Source organism: Ruegeria sp. CDSA193 (assembly GCF_059611885.1).
Genome location: NZ_JBXWPN010000008.1, coordinates 24,815 through 40,448 on the forward strand (window position 1 = coordinate 24,815; position 15,634 = coordinate 40,448).

At 57.6% G+C, this 15,634-nt stretch carries 16 protein-coding genes; 9 read left to right on the forward strand and 7 right to left on the reverse strand.

What is annotated here, in order from left to right; translation table 11 throughout:
* Nucleotides 1-3,204, reverse strand: coding sequence for an adenylate/guanylate cyclase domain-containing protein (locus AC2FLG_RS15490; RefSeq protein ID WP_496706918.1), 3,204 nt, complete (start codon nt 3,202-3,204; stop codon nt 1-3).
* Nucleotides 3,205-3,652: 448 nt separating this feature from the next.
* Here AC2FLG_RS15490 and AC2FLG_RS15495 point away from each other — a divergent pair, with 448 nt between their 5' ends.
* The 6 genes from AC2FLG_RS15495 (at nt 3,653) to AC2FLG_RS15520 (ending at nt 8,069) form a co-directional block, all read left to right on the forward strand.
* Entirely contained in the window at nt 3,653-4,087 is a 435-nt protein-coding gene (locus AC2FLG_RS15495) for a hypothetical protein (protein ID WP_496706920.1), read from the forward strand.
* Nucleotides 4,084-4,749 carry a MotA/TolQ/ExbB proton channel family protein gene (locus AC2FLG_RS15500; RefSeq protein WP_496692821.1) on the forward strand — a complete coding sequence of 222 codons (666 nt, stop codon included), beginning with the start codon at nt 4,084-4,086 and terminating at the stop codon, nt 4,747-4,749. The genes AC2FLG_RS15495 and AC2FLG_RS15500 overlap by 4 nt, the downstream gene beginning before the upstream one ends.
* Nucleotides 4,742-5,107, forward strand: coding sequence for a biopolymer transporter ExbD (locus AC2FLG_RS15505; protein ID WP_496692820.1), 366 nt, complete (start codon nt 4,742-4,744; stop codon nt 5,105-5,107). Before AC2FLG_RS15500 ends, AC2FLG_RS15505 begins: the two co-directional genes overlap by 8 nt.
* A gap of 4 nt (nt 5,108-5,111) precedes the next feature.
* A complete protein-coding gene (locus tag AC2FLG_RS15510; RefSeq protein WP_271951792.1) occupies nt 5,112-5,489 on the forward strand; it encodes an ExbD/TolR family protein in 378 nt (125 codons plus the stop codon).
* Nucleotides 5,486-6,619: an energy transducer TonB family protein gene (locus tag AC2FLG_RS15515; RefSeq protein ID WP_496706922.1), complete on the forward strand. Its 1,134-nt coding sequence runs from the start codon at nt 5,486-5,488 to the stop codon at nt 6,617-6,619. The genes AC2FLG_RS15510 and AC2FLG_RS15515 overlap by 4 nt, the downstream gene beginning before the upstream one ends.
* A gap of 442 nt (nt 6,620-7,061) precedes the next feature.
* The gene (locus AC2FLG_RS15520) at nt 7,062-8,069 is read left to right on the forward strand and encodes a porin (protein ID WP_496678480.1); all 1,008 of its coding nucleotides are present in this window, start codon (nt 7,062-7,064) and stop codon (nt 8,067-8,069) included.
* Nucleotides 8,070-8,129: 60 nt separating this feature from the next.
* Here the strand turns inward: AC2FLG_RS15520 and AC2FLG_RS15525 are convergent, their stop codons facing one another.
* From AC2FLG_RS15525 to AC2FLG_RS15545, 5 genes are read right to left on the reverse strand one after another with little or no spacing between them, the layout of a single operon-like run.
* Nucleotides 8,130-8,672, reverse strand: coding sequence for a DUF3833 domain-containing protein (locus tag AC2FLG_RS15525; RefSeq protein ID WP_496706924.1), 543 nt, complete (start codon nt 8,670-8,672; stop codon nt 8,130-8,132).
* A complete protein-coding gene (locus AC2FLG_RS15530) occupies nt 8,669-9,286 on the reverse strand; it encodes a DUF3833 domain-containing protein (RefSeq protein WP_496706926.1) in 618 nt (205 codons plus the stop codon). The genes AC2FLG_RS15525 and AC2FLG_RS15530 overlap by 4 nt, the downstream gene beginning before the upstream one ends.
* Entirely contained in the window at nt 9,283-10,506 is a 1,224-nt protein-coding gene (locus AC2FLG_RS15535; protein ID WP_496692816.1) for an MFS transporter, read from the reverse strand. Before AC2FLG_RS15535 ends, AC2FLG_RS15530 begins: the two co-directional genes overlap by 4 nt.
* Entirely contained in the window at nt 10,506-11,051 is a 546-nt protein-coding gene (locus AC2FLG_RS15540; protein WP_496706927.1) for a hypothetical protein, read from the reverse strand. The genes AC2FLG_RS15535 and AC2FLG_RS15540 overlap by 1 nt, the downstream gene beginning before the upstream one ends.
* Nucleotides 11,002-12,336, reverse strand: coding sequence for an NAD(P)/FAD-dependent oxidoreductase (locus tag AC2FLG_RS15545; RefSeq protein WP_496706929.1), 1,335 nt, complete (start codon nt 12,334-12,336; stop codon nt 11,002-11,004). Before AC2FLG_RS15545 ends, AC2FLG_RS15540 begins: the two co-directional genes overlap by 50 nt.
* 178 nt (nt 12,337-12,514) lie before the next feature.
* On the opposite strand from AC2FLG_RS15545, the gene AC2FLG_RS15550 reads away from it, so the two are divergent.
* A complete protein-coding gene (locus AC2FLG_RS15550) occupies nt 12,515-13,240 on the forward strand; it encodes an SDR family NAD(P)-dependent oxidoreductase (RefSeq protein WP_496706931.1) in 726 nt (241 codons plus the stop codon).
* Nucleotides 13,241-13,274: 34 nt separating this feature from the next.
* Here the strand turns inward: AC2FLG_RS15550 and AC2FLG_RS15555 are convergent, their stop codons facing one another.
* Nucleotides 13,275-13,562 (reverse strand): I78 family peptidase inhibitor, encoded by a 288-nt coding sequence (locus AC2FLG_RS15555; RefSeq protein ID WP_281973339.1) that lies wholly within the window; start codon nt 13,560-13,562, stop codon nt 13,275-13,277.
* A gap of 130 nt (nt 13,563-13,692) precedes the next feature.
* On the opposite strand from AC2FLG_RS15555, the gene AC2FLG_RS15560 reads away from it, so the two are divergent.
* Together AC2FLG_RS15560 and AC2FLG_RS15565 are read left to right on the forward strand one after the other, a co-directional pair.
* Nucleotides 13,693-14,805: an S-(hydroxymethyl)glutathione dehydrogenase/class III alcohol dehydrogenase gene (locus AC2FLG_RS15560; protein ID WP_496706933.1), complete on the forward strand. Its 1,113-nt coding sequence runs from the start codon at nt 13,693-13,695 to the stop codon at nt 14,803-14,805.
* A gap of 95 nt (nt 14,806-14,900) precedes the next feature.
* Nucleotides 14,901-15,626: an NYN domain-containing protein gene (locus AC2FLG_RS15565; RefSeq protein WP_496692811.1), complete on the forward strand. Its 726-nt coding sequence runs from the start codon at nt 14,901-14,903 to the stop codon at nt 15,624-15,626.
* Nucleotides 15,627-15,634: the final 8 nt, after the last annotated feature.

Below are 15,634 nucleotides of genomic sequence, written 5' to 3' on the forward strand. Positions count from 1 at the left end.
TCATAACGTTTTAGCAAATTTGTTCAGGCAATCCAGAGCGCGTTTCTCTTGAACAACTGCCCCGATGTCACGTGCAAGCTGCAGGGCTTGATTTGCCTCGGTGACAGCTTGGTCAAGGTCGCCACGGGCGGCCAATGCTTTAGCGCGCACACGGTGATATTCCGGCTTGTTCAACATCTCTCCACGCTCCCACCCGGGCGTGCAAACATGTTCAAGCCGGTTCAGGGCATCCTCGATATGACCCTGATCTATCAACAGCTCGGACAGGACAATCTGGTTTTGCGGGAAGGTAAAGTTGCCGCCAGCCTGGGACACAAGGTCCATATAGGTCCCGACACGAGCAGCCCCCCCGATCACGTCACCTTTGCCCGCCTGAGCTAGACCCAGATAGATATCCTGCATTGCGTGAAGATACAGGAACCCTTCCTCGTCCGCGATCCGACGCGCTTCGTTCATCGTATCGTCAAGCAAGTCCCATTCGCCCGCATACGGAAGGAACATCGACGACGCGCCCATAATGTAGACAAGGTTGGGGGCGTGTTCGAACGGCTTGCTGATTTCGATCGACTTCAGGCGGGCCTCTTCGGCCTCGTCGAATTTGCCAAGCTGCCACAAAAGACAGCCCTGAATGGCAAAGAACGACGCGCTGGTCGAGGACTGGGTCATCGGCATCATGGCCATGTCAAGCTCGGGCGTGATCAGGGTAAGGCCCCGTTCAAGCTGTCTTTCGCAATCGGCAAACTCGCCGCGGAAATAATGAGTATAGCTGAGTGCCCGAGCAGCAAGGACGTTTGTAACCGGATCCGGTGCAAGGCTGGCCATGCCGTCAAGGGCCTGCGCCATCTCAAGTGCGCGGTTCATCTGGCCCGACACAAAGAAATGCGTCCATCGGCAGAAGGTTGCGGCAAACAGGGTTTCGCCCGCACCCAGCGCCTGTGCAAGATGCATCGCACGGGCTGCGGTCTGCCCAACCTGTGTGGATGACCAACCGTGTATCGCCATGAACGCAGGCAACACATTCATCTGAACGCCAAGCTCTACCCCATCTCGTTCGGGACCGCCGGGCATCGTTTCGATATTGCGCAATGCGGCCTGAAAAGCGGCAATCGCCGGTAGGTTCGCAAGGCGGCTGAGGGCCTGTTCACCAGCCAGAACCCAGTGGGTAACAGCCTCGCCCTTCAGACCGCCTAGATCGCAGTGATGCGCCACGGTATCCGGTGTCGGGTTACCAAAAGCCTTGTGACCGGCCAGCAATTCTTTGGCGATTTTCAGGTGAATCTGTTCCCGGTCTTCAAGTAAAAGCGACTGGTACGCTGTGTCCTGCACCAGCGCATGGTGGAACGTGTAAGTCGGCGCCCCGGCTTCGCTGGTGATGGATACCAGACCTGCACCAATCAGTTGGATCAATGCCGATTCCACATCCGTGTCCTTGGGCGCTACCGCATGGATCATCGCCGACGTGAAGCTGCGGCCAATCACGGATCCCAACTGCGCTACAGGTCGCGCATTTTCCATCCGGTCCAGCCGCGACATCAGCGAGTCATGAAGAGTTGCGGGGATACTGAGGGTTCCCATTACCCCGGCGTCGATGGGTACGTCCTGCGGCAGCTGATCCAGAACCGCCTTGGTCATTTCCTCGATATAAAGCGGCACACCATCGGCTTTTTCGACAATCTGTCTGACCAAAGTGACCGGCAGGCTGCGCGGTACGGCAACACGGCGCACCAGTTCAGACGCTTCGAGAACCGAAAGAGGTGTCAATTCGACGATTGACGCGCGGCCTTCAAAATGTTCCGGAGGCTCGTATTCAGGGCGGTGCGTCAGAACCACAAGGATGGGCAACTGATCCAAGGCGTCGATCAGCGCGTCCAAGGCATCCAGCGTGGTTGCGTCCGCCCAGTGCACATCTTCGAATACCAACAGCAATGACCCGCGTTCATCGCAGATGCTCCCGGCACAGCGGATCAGCAAATCCAAAGATTTGCGGGCTTTCTTGATCGGATCGGGTTCGACCGGAGCGTCAGTTTCAAACCCGGCCAAATCCAATAGCAGCGCAGCATCTTCTTCGGTCAAACGAGAGGCGTTTTTCGCGTATTCCCTGATCGACTCGGTTACCTTGTCGGTATCAGTCTCATCCCCTGCAAACCGCCGAAGCTCGGCACGCAGCGGGTGCAGGGGCAAACTGGCAAGATGCGGGACACATTGCAGGGTCATAGGCCTTTGTCCCAGCGTTTTGCTGAGGGAATTGATCAGGCGCGATTTCCCGATACCGGCCGGGCCACCAACCAGCGCAACCTGACCCGATCCGCGCAGCACATGATCCCAAAGCCCTGTCAGGCCGGTCAGGTCGTCTTCGCGGGCAACCAATTTGACCGTGGACTTGCCGGTGCGCGCGTCGAACCGGCTGGCGGCGATCTTTTCGTCAATAACGCGGAAGACCGAGCGCTCACCATCAAATCCCTTCAATTCGTGATTGCCGCGCGGTTCAAAGTTAAAGGCCCCTTTTGTCAGGCGCCATGTCTCGGACGAGACGACAACTTCACCGGGATTGGCCAATCCCTGAAGGCGTGAGGCAAGGTTGGCCGTTTCGCCAACAATGAAATCCTGTGTTCCCAGGCTGGCAGAGGAAACAACCCCGACAACGACAACTCCGGTTGCGATTCCCGCGCGCAGGTCCAGGTTTTCACCGAACTTGTTTTCCAGATTCTGAACCGCTTCGATGGTTTCCAAAACCGCACGCACCGCGCGCTCGGTATCATCTTCAGTGGCTTTCGGATATCCGAAATACATCATGATGCCATCGCCCTGCTTATAAGCCAGGTGGCATCCGTGTTGTTTCATCGTGCCGATGGCGGTGTCCAGATACAGATTCATGATCTGCATCAACTCTTCCGGATCATGCCGCTGTGCTAATTGTGTGGACCCGACCAGATCGCAGAATACAAGCGTCAGCTGTCGCCGTTCGGCCACACGGGACATTGCGGGTTTGTCGGACGCTTCCTGAAGCTTGAGTTCTGCCTGTGTTTGCCGAAAACGTTTCCTTTGACCGACCGTCAAACCCAGATCTCGAAGTTCCGGATCTGTCAATTCGTCCAATATTACGTCGTCTATCCCTTCTTCGAGAAACCGCGCGCTGAAGTCATGTAGATCGGCGTTTTGCAGAATAGTTGAAAGGCGTGTGGATTTCCCGATGACAGTCGTCATTGATCAGCGCTTGCCCCCTGGTACTTCTTCGGCACATCGTTGCATGCCTCTTTCGCGTCAATATCGCGCCGAATCCAAAAGATTGACGTGGTATCAGACCAATTTGGTAACAAGTGTGGCAGATGTCAGGCCGAATTGCTATGATATTGCGGTCAAGCCTCCCAAATGAATGGTTTTGTTGTCAAATCGGAACCAGCCCGGTGTGGTCACACCACTCAGACGCAATTTCGGTCGGTCCGAGGTTAATTGGCACCAGGTACAAGGCCTCAGGGGTTCAGGTTAATCCGGCCGGAAACCAGTGGCCTGACCGGATGGCCGTAAATATGCCGGTTGGTCACAAATGCGTCGCGAGCCCTTTCGCGGGCCATAGCTCTTGGATAAAAGAATAACGCGCCAGCACCGAAACGCCGGCCTTCGATGTCTTCATTGAATTACCGGGAGAATACCTGTGACGTCTTTCCGCCTGGCGAAACTCGCGATCCTTTGTCTTGGCATTCCAACCATGTCCCCTGCGCAATCCGCCGAGGACCCAAGCGCTGGGCTGTTGATGGAACTGAACAATCTGCAACAGGTCGAAGGCAACTGCCGACTGTCATTTCTGTTGCAAAATCAGACCGGTGTCGAGATTGAGGCCGCCAATTTTGAAACCGTTATCTTTAACGCGGAGGGCAATGTTGTCAGCCTGTCGCTGTATAATTTCCGCGATATTCCTGCGGGACGTCTGCGGGTGCGGCAGTTCAGCATCGCGGACATGATCTGCGGCGATGTTGGCCGGATTCTGATCAACGGATCCAATACATGTACGGTCGAAGGCGCCGAAAGCGATCTTTGCGACGAAGCCCTTACGCTAAACAACCGAACAGATGTGGAGTTTCTCAGATGAGCCCGCTTGATGCTTTGCGTGAAATTGTTGCCCTTGGCGGGCCGGTGGTTGCGGTCCTGATCGCCATGTCGATCGTGACGCTGGCCGTCACGCTGTACAAGCTTTGGCAATTCACGGTTTCCGGTGTCGGTCGGCACAAGATCCTGTCCCAGGCGCTTGCGGCCTGGGATGCCGGTGACACGCAGGCCGCAAGGGCCAAGCTGGCGGAAAGCCGCAGCTATCTTGCGCCGCTGGTCAACTCTGCCATGGATGCGCCCATCGTGCCGGGGCTGGACCAAAGGCTGGATGCCGAGGCCGGGTTGGCCCTGGCGGGCCTTGAGCGCGGCTTTCGTCTGTTGGACACCGTGGCACAGCTGGCACCGCTGCTGGGCCTGTTCGGCACCGTACTTGGCATGATCGAAGCGTTCCAGAGCCTGCAGACTGCCGGATCATCCGTTGATCCCTCGCTGCTTGCGGGCGGTATCTGGGTAGCGCTGGTCACCACAGCGGTTGGTCTGGCCGTGGCGATGCCGACCTCGATGGTTCTGTCCTGGTTCGAAAGTCGCACTGCGCGCGAACGGGTTTTTGCCGACAAGGCCTTGAGGACCGTTCTTGTTCCGGGGCGGGGATCGTCAGACTCTGCCCAGGTGGCCGCTGTCCCAACGACAGCAGATCATGCGTAATTCTGCACCATTTGTGCGACGGCCAATGTCGATGACGCCGCTCATCGACATCATATTTCTCTTGTTGCTCTTTTTCATGCTAACCTCGACATTCTCGAAATATGCCGAGATCGAATTAAGCAGCGCCACCGATGGCGCCTCTGTCGACGAAGTTACGGGTCAGCGGGTGTTTCTGCAGCTGGGATCAGAGCGCCTGATCCTGAACGGCGTTCCGGTCACATTGGACGAGGTGGTCGAGCAGGTGAACACAGGGCAGGTCCTGGTCAGCCTTGACCCCGATACAACCTCACAAAGGCTGGTCAATCTGCTGGTGCGGCTGCGTGGCCGTGACGGGTTGAGCGTTCTGGTGCTGGAGTGAGGCGATGATCCGCAATATTCGACCCCGCCGCAAACGCGATTCGACCATTGCTTTGATCAATGTCGTGTTTCTGATGCTGATCTTCTTTTTGATCACCGGAACCATCGCGCCGCCGCTGGATCCGGATCTGCAACTTGTGGATACGTCGGAACTGGAGGGCAGTGAGCCCCCCGACGCATTGGTTCTGCACAAGAACGGATTGCTCAGCTTTCGGGGCCAGCCGATGACACCCGAAGCCTATATGACCGGCCGTGACCCCGCGCCGGTGCGGATCGTGCCCGACCGGGATGCACCCGGCCACCGGCTGATCGAGGTGACAGGTACTCTGCGGCGGTTGGGGGCGACGTCGGTCTTTGTCGTGACCGAAAAGGCGCTGGAATGATCAGACGCTCGGTTGTCATTGCGACTATTGCGGTGCTGGTGTCGCTGTTGATTCACTTAGGCGGGTTGAGCGTGACAGCGCCCCATCTGACGGAAACCGCAGAACCCGCAGGCCCGGCCGATGCCATCGCGCTGGGCAATGAGTTCGAAGAGATTGCCGATGTCGTTGCGGACCCGGTTGAGCCCGAGCCCGCCCCCGAATCCGAACCGGAACCGGAAGAGCCGCTGGAGCCCGAACCGGCACCCGAACCCGAAGAAGTGCCGGTCAGCGAAGCATTGGTCGCCTCTGATAACCCTCAGCAGGTCCCTTCACCCGATCTGGGCAAGTCCGAAATCGTGCGCCCGGTGGTGACGGAAACGGTTGAGCCGTCGGAAACCACGTCTGAGACACCTTCGGACGCAAATGAAGCCGCCAGCCAGGACGAAGATTCCACGCCTCAGGCCGAACCCAGTGAGCAGGCCGAAACACCCGAAGGAGTGCCCGAGGCCAGCCCGGTTCAAGCCGAAGAACAGGCAGCGGTTGACCCGGCCCCGGCTGAAGTTCCCACGCCCGAGCCATCGCCGGTTCCCGACATACCGCTGATAGCTGACATTCCCGACGTCGACATCCCACTTGTCGAGCCCGAACCCGAACCTGAGGCGGAGGAAGAGACAGAGACGGCACTGACCTCTTCGGTGCGTCCGAAGCTACCGGATCAACGGCCTAGTTCCAAACCGCAGGGCGTCTTGCCGGGCTCCAACGATTTCAGTGATCTGCGGTTCCCTGAGAAAGAGGTCGAATCCCCGCTGTCGCAGTACAAACGCGCGGGAATTGACCCGTTCACACGCGGCAACACCAGTGCCGGTTCAGGGGGAAGGGGGCCAGGCAATTCCACCAAAACCAATTATGCTGGCCGTGTGCTCATGCATCTGAACCGGGCGCCTTTGGTCTATGTTTCGGCGCGCGGTTTCGCTCAGGTCTTTTTTCAGATCAACCCGGATGGAACCTTGGCCTTTGTCGATGTGGTCGACAGCTCTGGATCCCCCGAAGTCGACCGTGCTGCCAAGGCGCAGGTTCGCGCGGCGTCGCCATTCCCGTTGCCCCCTGGCGGTGTCAGCCGCAGCCTGTCATTTTTCTATAGCAGCAACTAGCATATGGTGCCGTAGCAGGATCGCATCCGACCCGAGGCGCGGCTGGGCATTATGCCGTCTGAATGGGCGTGGTCTTGGACGAGACAATACCCGGAACGCGGAATCTCAGATTGCGACTCACCTGAAATTGGGCTGCAGTCACAACAGGGCTAGGGACCGAGAATCCCTGAATCATGCGACCTGTCAATAATTCCCGGTTTAAAGAGGTGGTCTGGCTTTTTTGCGTTCAAATTTTTGTAACGTTTCCAATGGGCGAACAAAGTGCTCGAAAAGCTTGAATATCTGGGCCCTGCGGCCTTTTTGCCCGGTGCAAAGTGGCAACACCGTTGCAGGCAGAGGGCGTGGAAAATCCCGTCTCGCTATTGTGCCCATGTTGAAATTATTCGACGAATTTAGCCGCCGCTTCGGTGGCACTACTCCTCTCAAAACTTATGGATTAACCATGAAAAACGTACTCATCGCATCGACCGCGCTGATTGCAACCGCCAGTGTTGCTGCCGCGGAAGTCAAATTCAGCGGCTATGGCCGCTTTGGTCTGGGCTATGAAGAAGACCGTTCAGCAACCACCACCACAACGACCGCGTCTGGTGCGGTCAATTCAAACAACGCCTCGACCGACGATACCATTTTGGTGTCGCGTTTTCGTCTGAACATCGACGCCAGTGCCGAAACAGATGGCGGCGTTGAATTCCAGGGCCGTGTTCGTCTGCAGGCGGATGACGATTCAAGCACCGGCGAGCAGAACGAAGCTGGCCTGAATGGCGCCCGTTTCTCGGTTATCTATGGCGGCCTGCGTGTTGACGCCGGTAACGTTTCGGGTTCGTTCGACAACCTGGATGACTACTTCGGTACCGAGCCGGGCCTGGAAGAATTCCTGGGTCAGTATTCGGGCGTGAACTATTCCTTCCTGGAATACAGCTCAACCGGCACGGGCGCGAATGCTGTGTTCTTCCGCTACACCGTTGGCGATCTGGCATTCTCGGCATCCTATGACCAGGACACGAAATTCCTGGGCGCAGGCATCACTGACGACCGTGATCGCTGGGACGTAAGCGCATCTTACACCTTCAACAACTTCACAGCCTCGCTGGCATATGGTGAAACTGATGAAGGCGCAGGCGTTGACAAGGAAAGCCTGACTGTTCTGACCCTTGGTGCAGAACTGGGCGATTTCTACGGCACCCTGTTCGTGGCTGACGATGACGTCAACAACGACGCCGAAGATGGCACCGCTTATGGTTTCTCGGTCGCCTATGATCTGGGTGCGGCAACCACGCTGCAGCTGGTTTACGGTGACGGTTCGGCTGACGACGACACCCGCAATATCGGTGTTGGCGCCATCTATGACCTGGGCGGCGGTGTATCGCTGCGTGGTGCAGTTGGCGAGATCAAAGACGGCGACGACGACGGCAAGATTCGTGCCGACTTTGGTGCTCAGTTCAACTTCTAAGCTGATCTGAACCAGATTGATCTAAGGGCGGGCCTTCGGGTTCGCCCTTTTTCTGTCTGACTATTTCTTTTCAAAGAACAAAATGACCTCACCCAGCCGGATGCCATAGCGCGAGACATAGGCCCGGTTTAGCAGCCGGTCATCGCTCAGCAGCCACATCCAGTCATCGAAATCGACCCGCATGGTCCCATCCTTGACGGGCAGGTCGATCTTGTAGGTCCAGTTGAACGTGTCACCACGCTCGATCCCGCTGGCGGTGCCCAGCACGCCGGGGGCTGTGCCGGTCCAGGTATCCTCGCCGGTTTTGGTCAGGGTCCAGGCGCGCTGCTCGGTTGCGCCGTCGTCATAGACGAAATCCTCGATCAGGGTCAGCGTCTCGCCATCCCATGTGCCATTGATATCAACAGTGAACCGGCGTGGCACATTGCCCAGAACATCCTGAAATTGACCATAGGCCACAGTCTGACCCTCAAAGAACTCTTCCAGGTTCAACTGCCGATCGGACAAAAAGGTCTTGGGGGTTCGGGGTTTCGCAGAGCAGGCAGCCAGAACGGTCAGCCCCAGAACAGCAAGGCCCGCGATGACAAGACGACGTGGTTTCATTGCAGCACCCGTGTTTCAGCGGCGGTGTCATGGCCATTCGCCCGGTCCAGATAGGTTGATTTGGTGGAGGGCGCCGGGCGCATGGTGGCTATCAGCTCGGCGACTTTGATGCCGAACTTTCGCATCTCGGATCGGTTCATGATCACGCCACTTTCCGTCAGGTACATCCAGTCGGTCACGTCCAGCGTGTGCCCCCCTGCGTCCTCGGGCAGGATGATCTTGTAGGTCAGCTTTACGGTCGAGCCCGAGACCGTGCCGCGCCCTTCGCCCACGATGTCATCTGCTGTCGCGATGAATGTGTTTCCTGTGCCCAGAGTCAGATACCATTTGCGGGCCATCTTCTTGCCGTTGGAATAGGTGAAATTCTCGGTCAGGGTGCCTGTGTTGCCGTCCCATTCCCCGACCATACGGGCGACAAAGCTGTTCGACATCTTGCCGTCGGGGCCATAGATCAGCCCTTCGGACAGGATCTCCCCGTTCAGGTTTTCCTTCATTTCAAAGGCGGGGCCGGTACCGCTGTAATCCTCAGGCGATTGGGCCCGAAAGCTAAGATAGCGCCCCTTTGCAATGGACAGGGCGAAGATGATGAGCAGGGCTATAGCAAGTAGTTTCATTTGGCTGAGACCTCAGTTGGCAGCGTCAGGACCATTCCAAACGCGCCGAGTTTCAGGATGCACGGCAAAATGGCATAGGCGAGGTTGAGCGTTCGCAGCGCCTCGGCTGAATTTGCCTGTCCCGGAGTGAATCCGCTGCGTTCCAGCAATGGAAGGGTGAAAAAGGCCGCCAGGGCCAGCCCCAGCTTGCCCGCGAATGACCAGATGCCGAATGCGGCGGATGCGTTCAGACCTGCGCGTGTCAGAGCGACCGAGAACATGGCCGGCAGCACCACCATATCCGCCCCAAGTGCGGCGCCCGATGCAATGCAGATCAGGGCGAACCCGGCTAGGCTGCCGGTTGACAGCGTCGCGGCGCTGACAAAGGCCGCAATCGACAGCGGCATGGCGATCATTAGGGTCTGTTTCGGGCCAATCCGATTGCTGAGCCGCGCCCAAAGGGGCACGCTTGCCCCCGCGCTGAGGAAGAACAAGATCAACAGCGGTCCTGCCATGCCTGGCAGTTGCAGCCGGTCTTCGACAAAAAACAGAAACAGGGTAGAGGTGATGGCGACCGGCAAGCTGTTGATCAGCGCAAGAACCAGCAGGCGCAACGCACCGGCATCGCCGAGCCCGGAAAAGGTCAGGGCTTGTCCGGTTATCGGCGCGCGTCGCCAGATCGGGGCCGTCAGGACAAAGGTCAGAATGGCGATGAGGCCCAAAAACAGCCCGAACGCAGGATAGCCCTGCGCCTGCGCGCCAAAGGCGACAAACAGCGCGGGGGCACTTGCGGCAAGTATCACGCCGGTTAGCTGCCCGCCCTCGCGATAGGCGGCGAGTGTCATCAGCTCGGACGGGGTGGGCGTTTTGGCCAACGTGGCGCTGCGGCCATAGAGCAGGATGGTTCCCAGGCTGTAGGCTGAAAACAGCAGGATAAGGATGGCCACCAAACTGGCAACGGACGCACCCTCAGACAGAGTGAACAGCAGCGGGAAGCCAACGGCCAGCCCAAGTGCGGCGAGGGCAGCAAACAAAAGCTGGCCACCAGGCCACCGGTCAATCGCCCAGCCAATCAGGGGATCCTGCACAAGGTCAACCAAACGGATCAGCAACAGGACGGCGCCGATCACCCCAAGGCCAATGCCCAGATTGACCGCCGCAAAACGCGGCAGGTGAATGTAAAGTGGGATGCCTGCGGCGGCGAGCATCAACGCATAGAGACTGACCCGGGGATACAGCATCACTGACCCTTCAACTGCCGGGTAAAGTTGGCCGATCTAGTGTTGCTGCCAAGAAAGATCGACATGAATGCGCGCGTGATGCCCGGGCTCGACAAGGTGCAGGTTCTGCTGCCATTGCGCCAGAACCCGATCTTGTCCGGCCCCTCCGGGATTGCTAGATAGCTGTCGCCTTTGCTGACGGCCTGAAAACAGGCCTGCAACTGATCGGCGGTTGGAGTCGGGTTGCCCTGTCGCACCATTTCGTCAAGCGTCGACTTGATCAGAGCCTTCTGCGCGATGGATTTGCGGTATGTCAGTTTCAGTCCGAACTCTTGATTCCAGTTAAACGGTGCGCCGCCGGGCGTATAAAGCCTGGCATCGTAAACCGGCAAACCCAGGAACCGGAACGTAGAGCTGCCAAGAACCTGTGGATCGCCCAGCCGGTCAGCCAAAGGCGACGCCGCCAAGCCGCAGGGCAGCATCATCGCCAGCGCCAGAATGGCCGGGCACATCAGCTTAGAGAGCGGCCGCAACAGGGATGGCCGCGATCTGTTCGGGGGTGCCATTGTCTGCTCCGATGGTTTGCGGGGTGCCGGTGATCCGCTCGACGACATGCATCGCGCTGGCAATCCCGTCTTCGTGAAACCCGTGCCGGTTATAGGCGCCCGCAAACCAGGTGCGGTTCTGTCCTTGCATCTCGCGGATTTGCCCCTGTGCCCAAAGTGCGGCCTTGTCAAAAACCGGATGGGCGAATTCGACCTTATCATAGATCTTGTCGGCGGCGATCTCGGATGAGGCGTTCAGCGTCACAAACAGCGGGTCACTGTCGGGAATATTCTGCAGCCTGTTCATCCAATAGGTCACCCCGACATTCCCGGCCTGCGAGCGATAGGTCCAGCTGGACCAGCAGGCCCGGCGTTTGGGCATCTGCGACGGATCGCAATGCAGGATGGCCGTGTTGGGCTGATACTGGATCGCGCCAAGCGCGGCTGCTTCGGCTGGGGTGGCATCCTGGCCCAGAATGGCAAGGGATTGATCCGAGTGGGTGGCCAGAATGATCTCATCATACTGATCCGACTGGCCTTGGCTGTGAACGGTCACGCCTATCTCATTGCGCTGAACCCTCTGAACGGGGCTGGCCAGACGTATTTCGGCCCCGCGGGCACGCAGGGTGGCGTCAATCCGGCGGACATATTCAATGCTGCCGCCCTTGACCGTGTACCATTGGTGCTGATTGGCGCGGCCATTGGCCAGCAGAGCGTGATTGCGAAAGAACTGCACCAGCGACCGCGCCGGGAATTGATCCACAAATTCAACCGGGGTCGACCAGATCGCCCCGCACATGGGCATCAGGTAATTGTGCCGAAACCAGTGCCCCAACCGCAGCTGATCAACCAGCTCTCCGATGGTTGTGTCATCGTCCTTGGCTGCGTCCGGGGCCTCTCTGCCAAAACGCAGGATGTCGGCGATCATCTTGTAATAGGCCGGCCGCGCAAGATTGCGTTTCTGCGCCGTAAGAGTGCGCAGGTTGTTCAGCCCGTATTCGATGCGCCCGTTGTCGATGGTCGCACCAAAGCTCATCTCGGATTTTTCGACAGGCACGTTCAGCGTATCGAACAACCGTGTCAGGTAAGGGTAGGTGGCATAGTTGAAGACGATAAAACCGGTATCGACGGGCTGATCGCCATTTTTTCCCGCCGTGACCGTGCGGGCATGCCCGCCAAGCCTGGGTTCAGCCTCAAAGAGTGTCACGTCATTGTTTTCGGAAAGATAATAAGCCGCTGAAAGGCCTGAAATGCCTGCGCCAACTATGGCGATTTTTTTCCTGCCCCTTTGGGTTTCGTCGAACATGATAGCCTCGTTACGTGACGTTTTGATAATGAATACGCAGTAGGAGCAGGATTGGATCATTCAAGACAGGGGTTTTTCAGGTGCGGCTGCAATTTAGCGGCCTCACCGCGAGCAACCGAAGGTGATCCAAACTGGCCGTGTAACCGTATTGAAATAACACAATTCAGAAATGGTCGGCATGAACAGCTTTGACGGGAAAACTTATTGGATAGTCGGCGCAAGCGAAGGTCTGGGTCGTGCATTGGCGCAGGCTCTAAGCAATCGCGGCGCCCGGGTGATCCTGTCGGCGCGAAACGCGAAACGCCTGGATGAAATCTGCAGCATTCTGCCAAATTCAAAAGCCATTCGTTGCGATGTCGCCGATTTAGACTCTGTTCGACGTGCTGCTTCCGCTGCCGGAAACGTGGATGGCCTTATCTATAATGCCGGGGCTTATGACCCGATGCGCAGCACCGAGTGGAACACCGAGGCCGCTCTTCGGATGTCCGATGTTAATTTTCAGGGCGCTTTGCGGGTTCTGGGCGAAATACTCCCTGGGTTTGTTAAGGCCGGGCAGGGGGAGATCACGCTGATCGGGTCGCTGTCCGGCTATCATGGCCTGCCATCTGCAGTCGGGTATGGTGCCAGCAAGGCGGCTTTGATTTCACTGGCAGAAACCATGCGGCATGATCTGGCTGGTTCGGGCGTCACGGTTCGGATCGTAAATCCCGGCTTCATCAAGACTCGCCTGACCGAAAAGAACAGTTTCAAGATGCCGATGCTGATGACGCCTCAGGGCGCGGCCCAGCATGTGGTTCGGGCAATGTCCCGCCACAGATTCCGCACAGACTTCCCAGCGCCGTTTTCATGGCTGATCCGCCTTGTGGGCTATTTGCCGGATTGGGTGATATATCGCGGAAGATAGGCCCTAACATTGGGGTTTTGAGCTTCTGCCAGGCTTAACCGCAGGTCAGGCTCTGTATGATCCCTGAGCCGTCCACAAAGACGTTCAGCCGGTCGATGCGATAATCCTGTGTGGCGATGTCATCGGGGCCTAAAACGCGCGACCGTTCGGGTAATTGCGACTGAATGGTCGATACAGGCTTGCCAATCGCATCGGCAAATGGCTCTCCTTTGCAAAAAGCCAAATCCACCGGGGCGGGTTCAAGTGGCGGTGGCGCGTCCTCAGGAGCGGGCGACTCCGTACATGCGACCAGCAAAATCAAAACAGGGGTCAAACGGCGCATTGGCGCTCCTCTTTCTGGCAATGTCGTTTCTGTAATATCAAATATTTAGCATTGCTGCCATCAAAGCGCAGTTGAAAAAACCCTGCATTTAACGCAGGGTCAGGCCAAATTTGACTGGGAGAAGTACATCATGCGCACCCGTGCCGCCGTTGCCGTTCAGGCCGGCAAACCTTTGGAAGTGATGGATGTGAACCTCGAAGGCCCCAAGGCGGGCGAGGTTCTGGTCGAGATCAAGGCGACCGGCATTTGCCACACCGACGAATTCACCCTGTCGGGTGCAGACCCCGAAGGCCTGTTCCCCGCCATTCTGGGCCATGAAGGCGCAGGTGTGGTGGTCGAGGTCGGCGCGGGCGTGACCAGCCTGAAGCCGGGCGATCATGTGATCCCGCTTTACACCCCCGAGTGTCGCGAATGTGAATACTGCCTGCATCCCAAAACCAACCTGTGTCAGGCGATCCGTTCGACGCAGGGCCAAGGGTTGATGCCCGATGGCACCTCTCGGTTCTCGACGCTGGATGGTGATCCAATCCTGCATTACATGGGCTGCTCGACCTTTGCCAACCACACGGTCCTGCCGGAAATCGCGCTTGCCAAAGTGCGCCCGGACGCGCCCTTCGACAAGATCTGCTATATCGGTTGTGGTGTGACCACCGGCATCGGCGCGGTGATCAACACCGCCAAAGTTGAAATCGGAAGCCGTGCGATTGTGTTTGGTCTGGGTGGCATCGGTTTGAACGTCATTCAAGGTCTACGATTGGCAGGCGCCGACCAGATCGTCGGCGTCGACCTGAACCCCTCCAAGGTGGAAATGGCCACCCGGTTCGGTATGACCGATTTCGTCAACCCGGCTGAGGTTGAAGGCGATCTGGTGCCCTATCTGGTCAACCTGACCAAAGGCGGCGCGGATTACACCTTTGACGCCACCGGCAATGTTGGCGTGATGCGCACGGCGCTGGAATCTGCCCATAAGGGCTGGGGTGAATCGATCATCATCGGCGTGGCACCTGCAGGGGCCGAGATCTCGACCCGCCCGTTCCAGCTGGTCACTGGTCGTTCCTGGCGCGGTACGGCCTTTGGCGGCGCCCGTGGCCGCACGGATGTGCCCAAGATCGTCGATTGGTACATGGAAGGTAAGATCGAGATCGACCCGATGATCACCCACACCATGGGCCTGGACGACATCAACCATGGGTTCGACCTGATGCATAAGGGCGAAAGCATCCGCTCGGTTGTGGTTTACTGAGAAAACCGAAATAGTTTCCGAGGGCGGGCTTTTGCTCGCCCTTTTTGGGTCTTACATTCCTCACTATGAATTAAATTTAAGGTTGAGGATTTCAGGTGACGACAGGAAAGACAGACCGTCTGGCGGTTCTGATCGATGCGGACAATGTCTCTGCAAAACATGCAGCAGAGATTTTCGAAGAAATTGCCACGCTCGGTGAGGCTGGTTTAAGGCGGATATACGGGGATTTCTCGAACGGATCACCGCAGGGATGGGAGGCCAAATCTCTGGCCGAATACGCCATCGTTCCGCATCAGCAATTCGCCAACACATCCGGCAAGAACTCCAGCGACATTGCCTTGGTCATTGATGCCATGGATATTCTACATTCGGGTCGGTTCAGCGGCTTTGTGTTGGTCTCGTCAGACAGCGACTTCACGCGCCTTGCCAGTCGGATACGCGAGCAGGGGTTGGATGTGTTCGGAATAGGAGAACGCAAAGCCCCCAAGGCCTTTGTGGCAGCGTGCAATCGGTTCATCTATATTGATAATATTGAGAAGCCAGCGGCACATAACCCACAGGCCAAAAAGTCCGAAAGCCCAAAGCCAAAGCAAGAGCTGAACCATGCCTATCAGCTTATTCGCAATGTCGTTCAGAATACCAATGAGCCGGACGGCTGGACCAGCCTTGGGATTGTCGGAAGTCAGCTGGGTAAGATGTATCCGGATTTTGATTCCCGCTCTTATGGCCACAAAAGGCTGAGCGATCTGGTGCGTGCCATAGACCGGTTTGAAAAGAGCGGCGAAAATGGTGGTCTCAGGATCAGATGCAAAGAGCCGTAAAGGCAGGG

Excerpts from the sequence above, each read along its gene's own strand:
- AC2FLG_RS15490 (WP_496706918.1), bottom strand. The coding sequence starts at position 3,204 with ATGACGACTGTCATCGGGAAATCCACACGCCTTTCAACTATTCTGCAA.
- AC2FLG_RS15500 (WP_496692821.1), top strand. The coding sequence starts at position 4,084 with ATGAGCCCGCTTGATGCTTTGCGTGAAATTGTTGCCCTTGGCGGGCCG.
- AC2FLG_RS15505 (WP_496692820.1), top strand. The coding sequence starts at position 4,742 with ATGCGTAATTCTGCACCATTTGTGCGACGGCCAATGTCGATGACGCCG.
- AC2FLG_RS15510 (WP_271951792.1), top strand. The coding sequence starts at position 5,112 with ATGATCCGCAATATTCGACCCCGCCGCAAACGCGATTCGACCATTGCT.
- AC2FLG_RS15515 (WP_496706922.1), top strand. The coding sequence starts at position 5,486 with ATGATCAGACGCTCGGTTGTCATTGCGACTATTGCGGTGCTGGTGTCG.
- AC2FLG_RS15520 (WP_496678480.1), top strand. The coding sequence starts at position 7,062 with ATGAAAAACGTACTCATCGCATCGACCGCGCTGATTGCAACCGCCAGT.
- AC2FLG_RS15525 (WP_496706924.1), bottom strand. The coding sequence starts at position 8,672 with ATGAAACCACGTCGTCTTGTCATCGCGGGCCTTGCTGTTCTGGGGCTG.
- AC2FLG_RS15530 (WP_496706926.1), bottom strand. The coding sequence starts at position 9,286 with ATGAAACTACTTGCTATAGCCCTGCTCATCATCTTCGCCCTGTCCATT.
- AC2FLG_RS15535 (WP_496692816.1), bottom strand. The coding sequence starts at position 10,506 with ATGCTGTATCCCCGGGTCAGTCTCTATGCGTTGATGCTCGCCGCCGCA.
- AC2FLG_RS15540 (WP_496706927.1), bottom strand. The coding sequence starts at position 11,051 with ATGGCACCCCCGAACAGATCGCGGCCATCCCTGTTGCGGCCGCTCTCT.
- AC2FLG_RS15545 (WP_496706929.1), bottom strand. The coding sequence starts at position 12,336 with ATGTTCGACGAAACCCAAAGGGGCAGGAAAAAAATCGCCATAGTTGGC.
- AC2FLG_RS15550 (WP_496706931.1), top strand. The coding sequence starts at position 12,515 with ATGAACAGCTTTGACGGGAAAACTTATTGGATAGTCGGCGCAAGCGAA.
- AC2FLG_RS15555 (WP_281973339.1), bottom strand. The coding sequence starts at position 13,562 with ATGCGCCGTTTGACCCCTGTTTTGATTTTGCTGGTCGCATGTACGGAG.
- AC2FLG_RS15560 (WP_496706933.1), top strand. The coding sequence starts at position 13,693 with ATGCGCACCCGTGCCGCCGTTGCCGTTCAGGCCGGCAAACCTTTGGAA.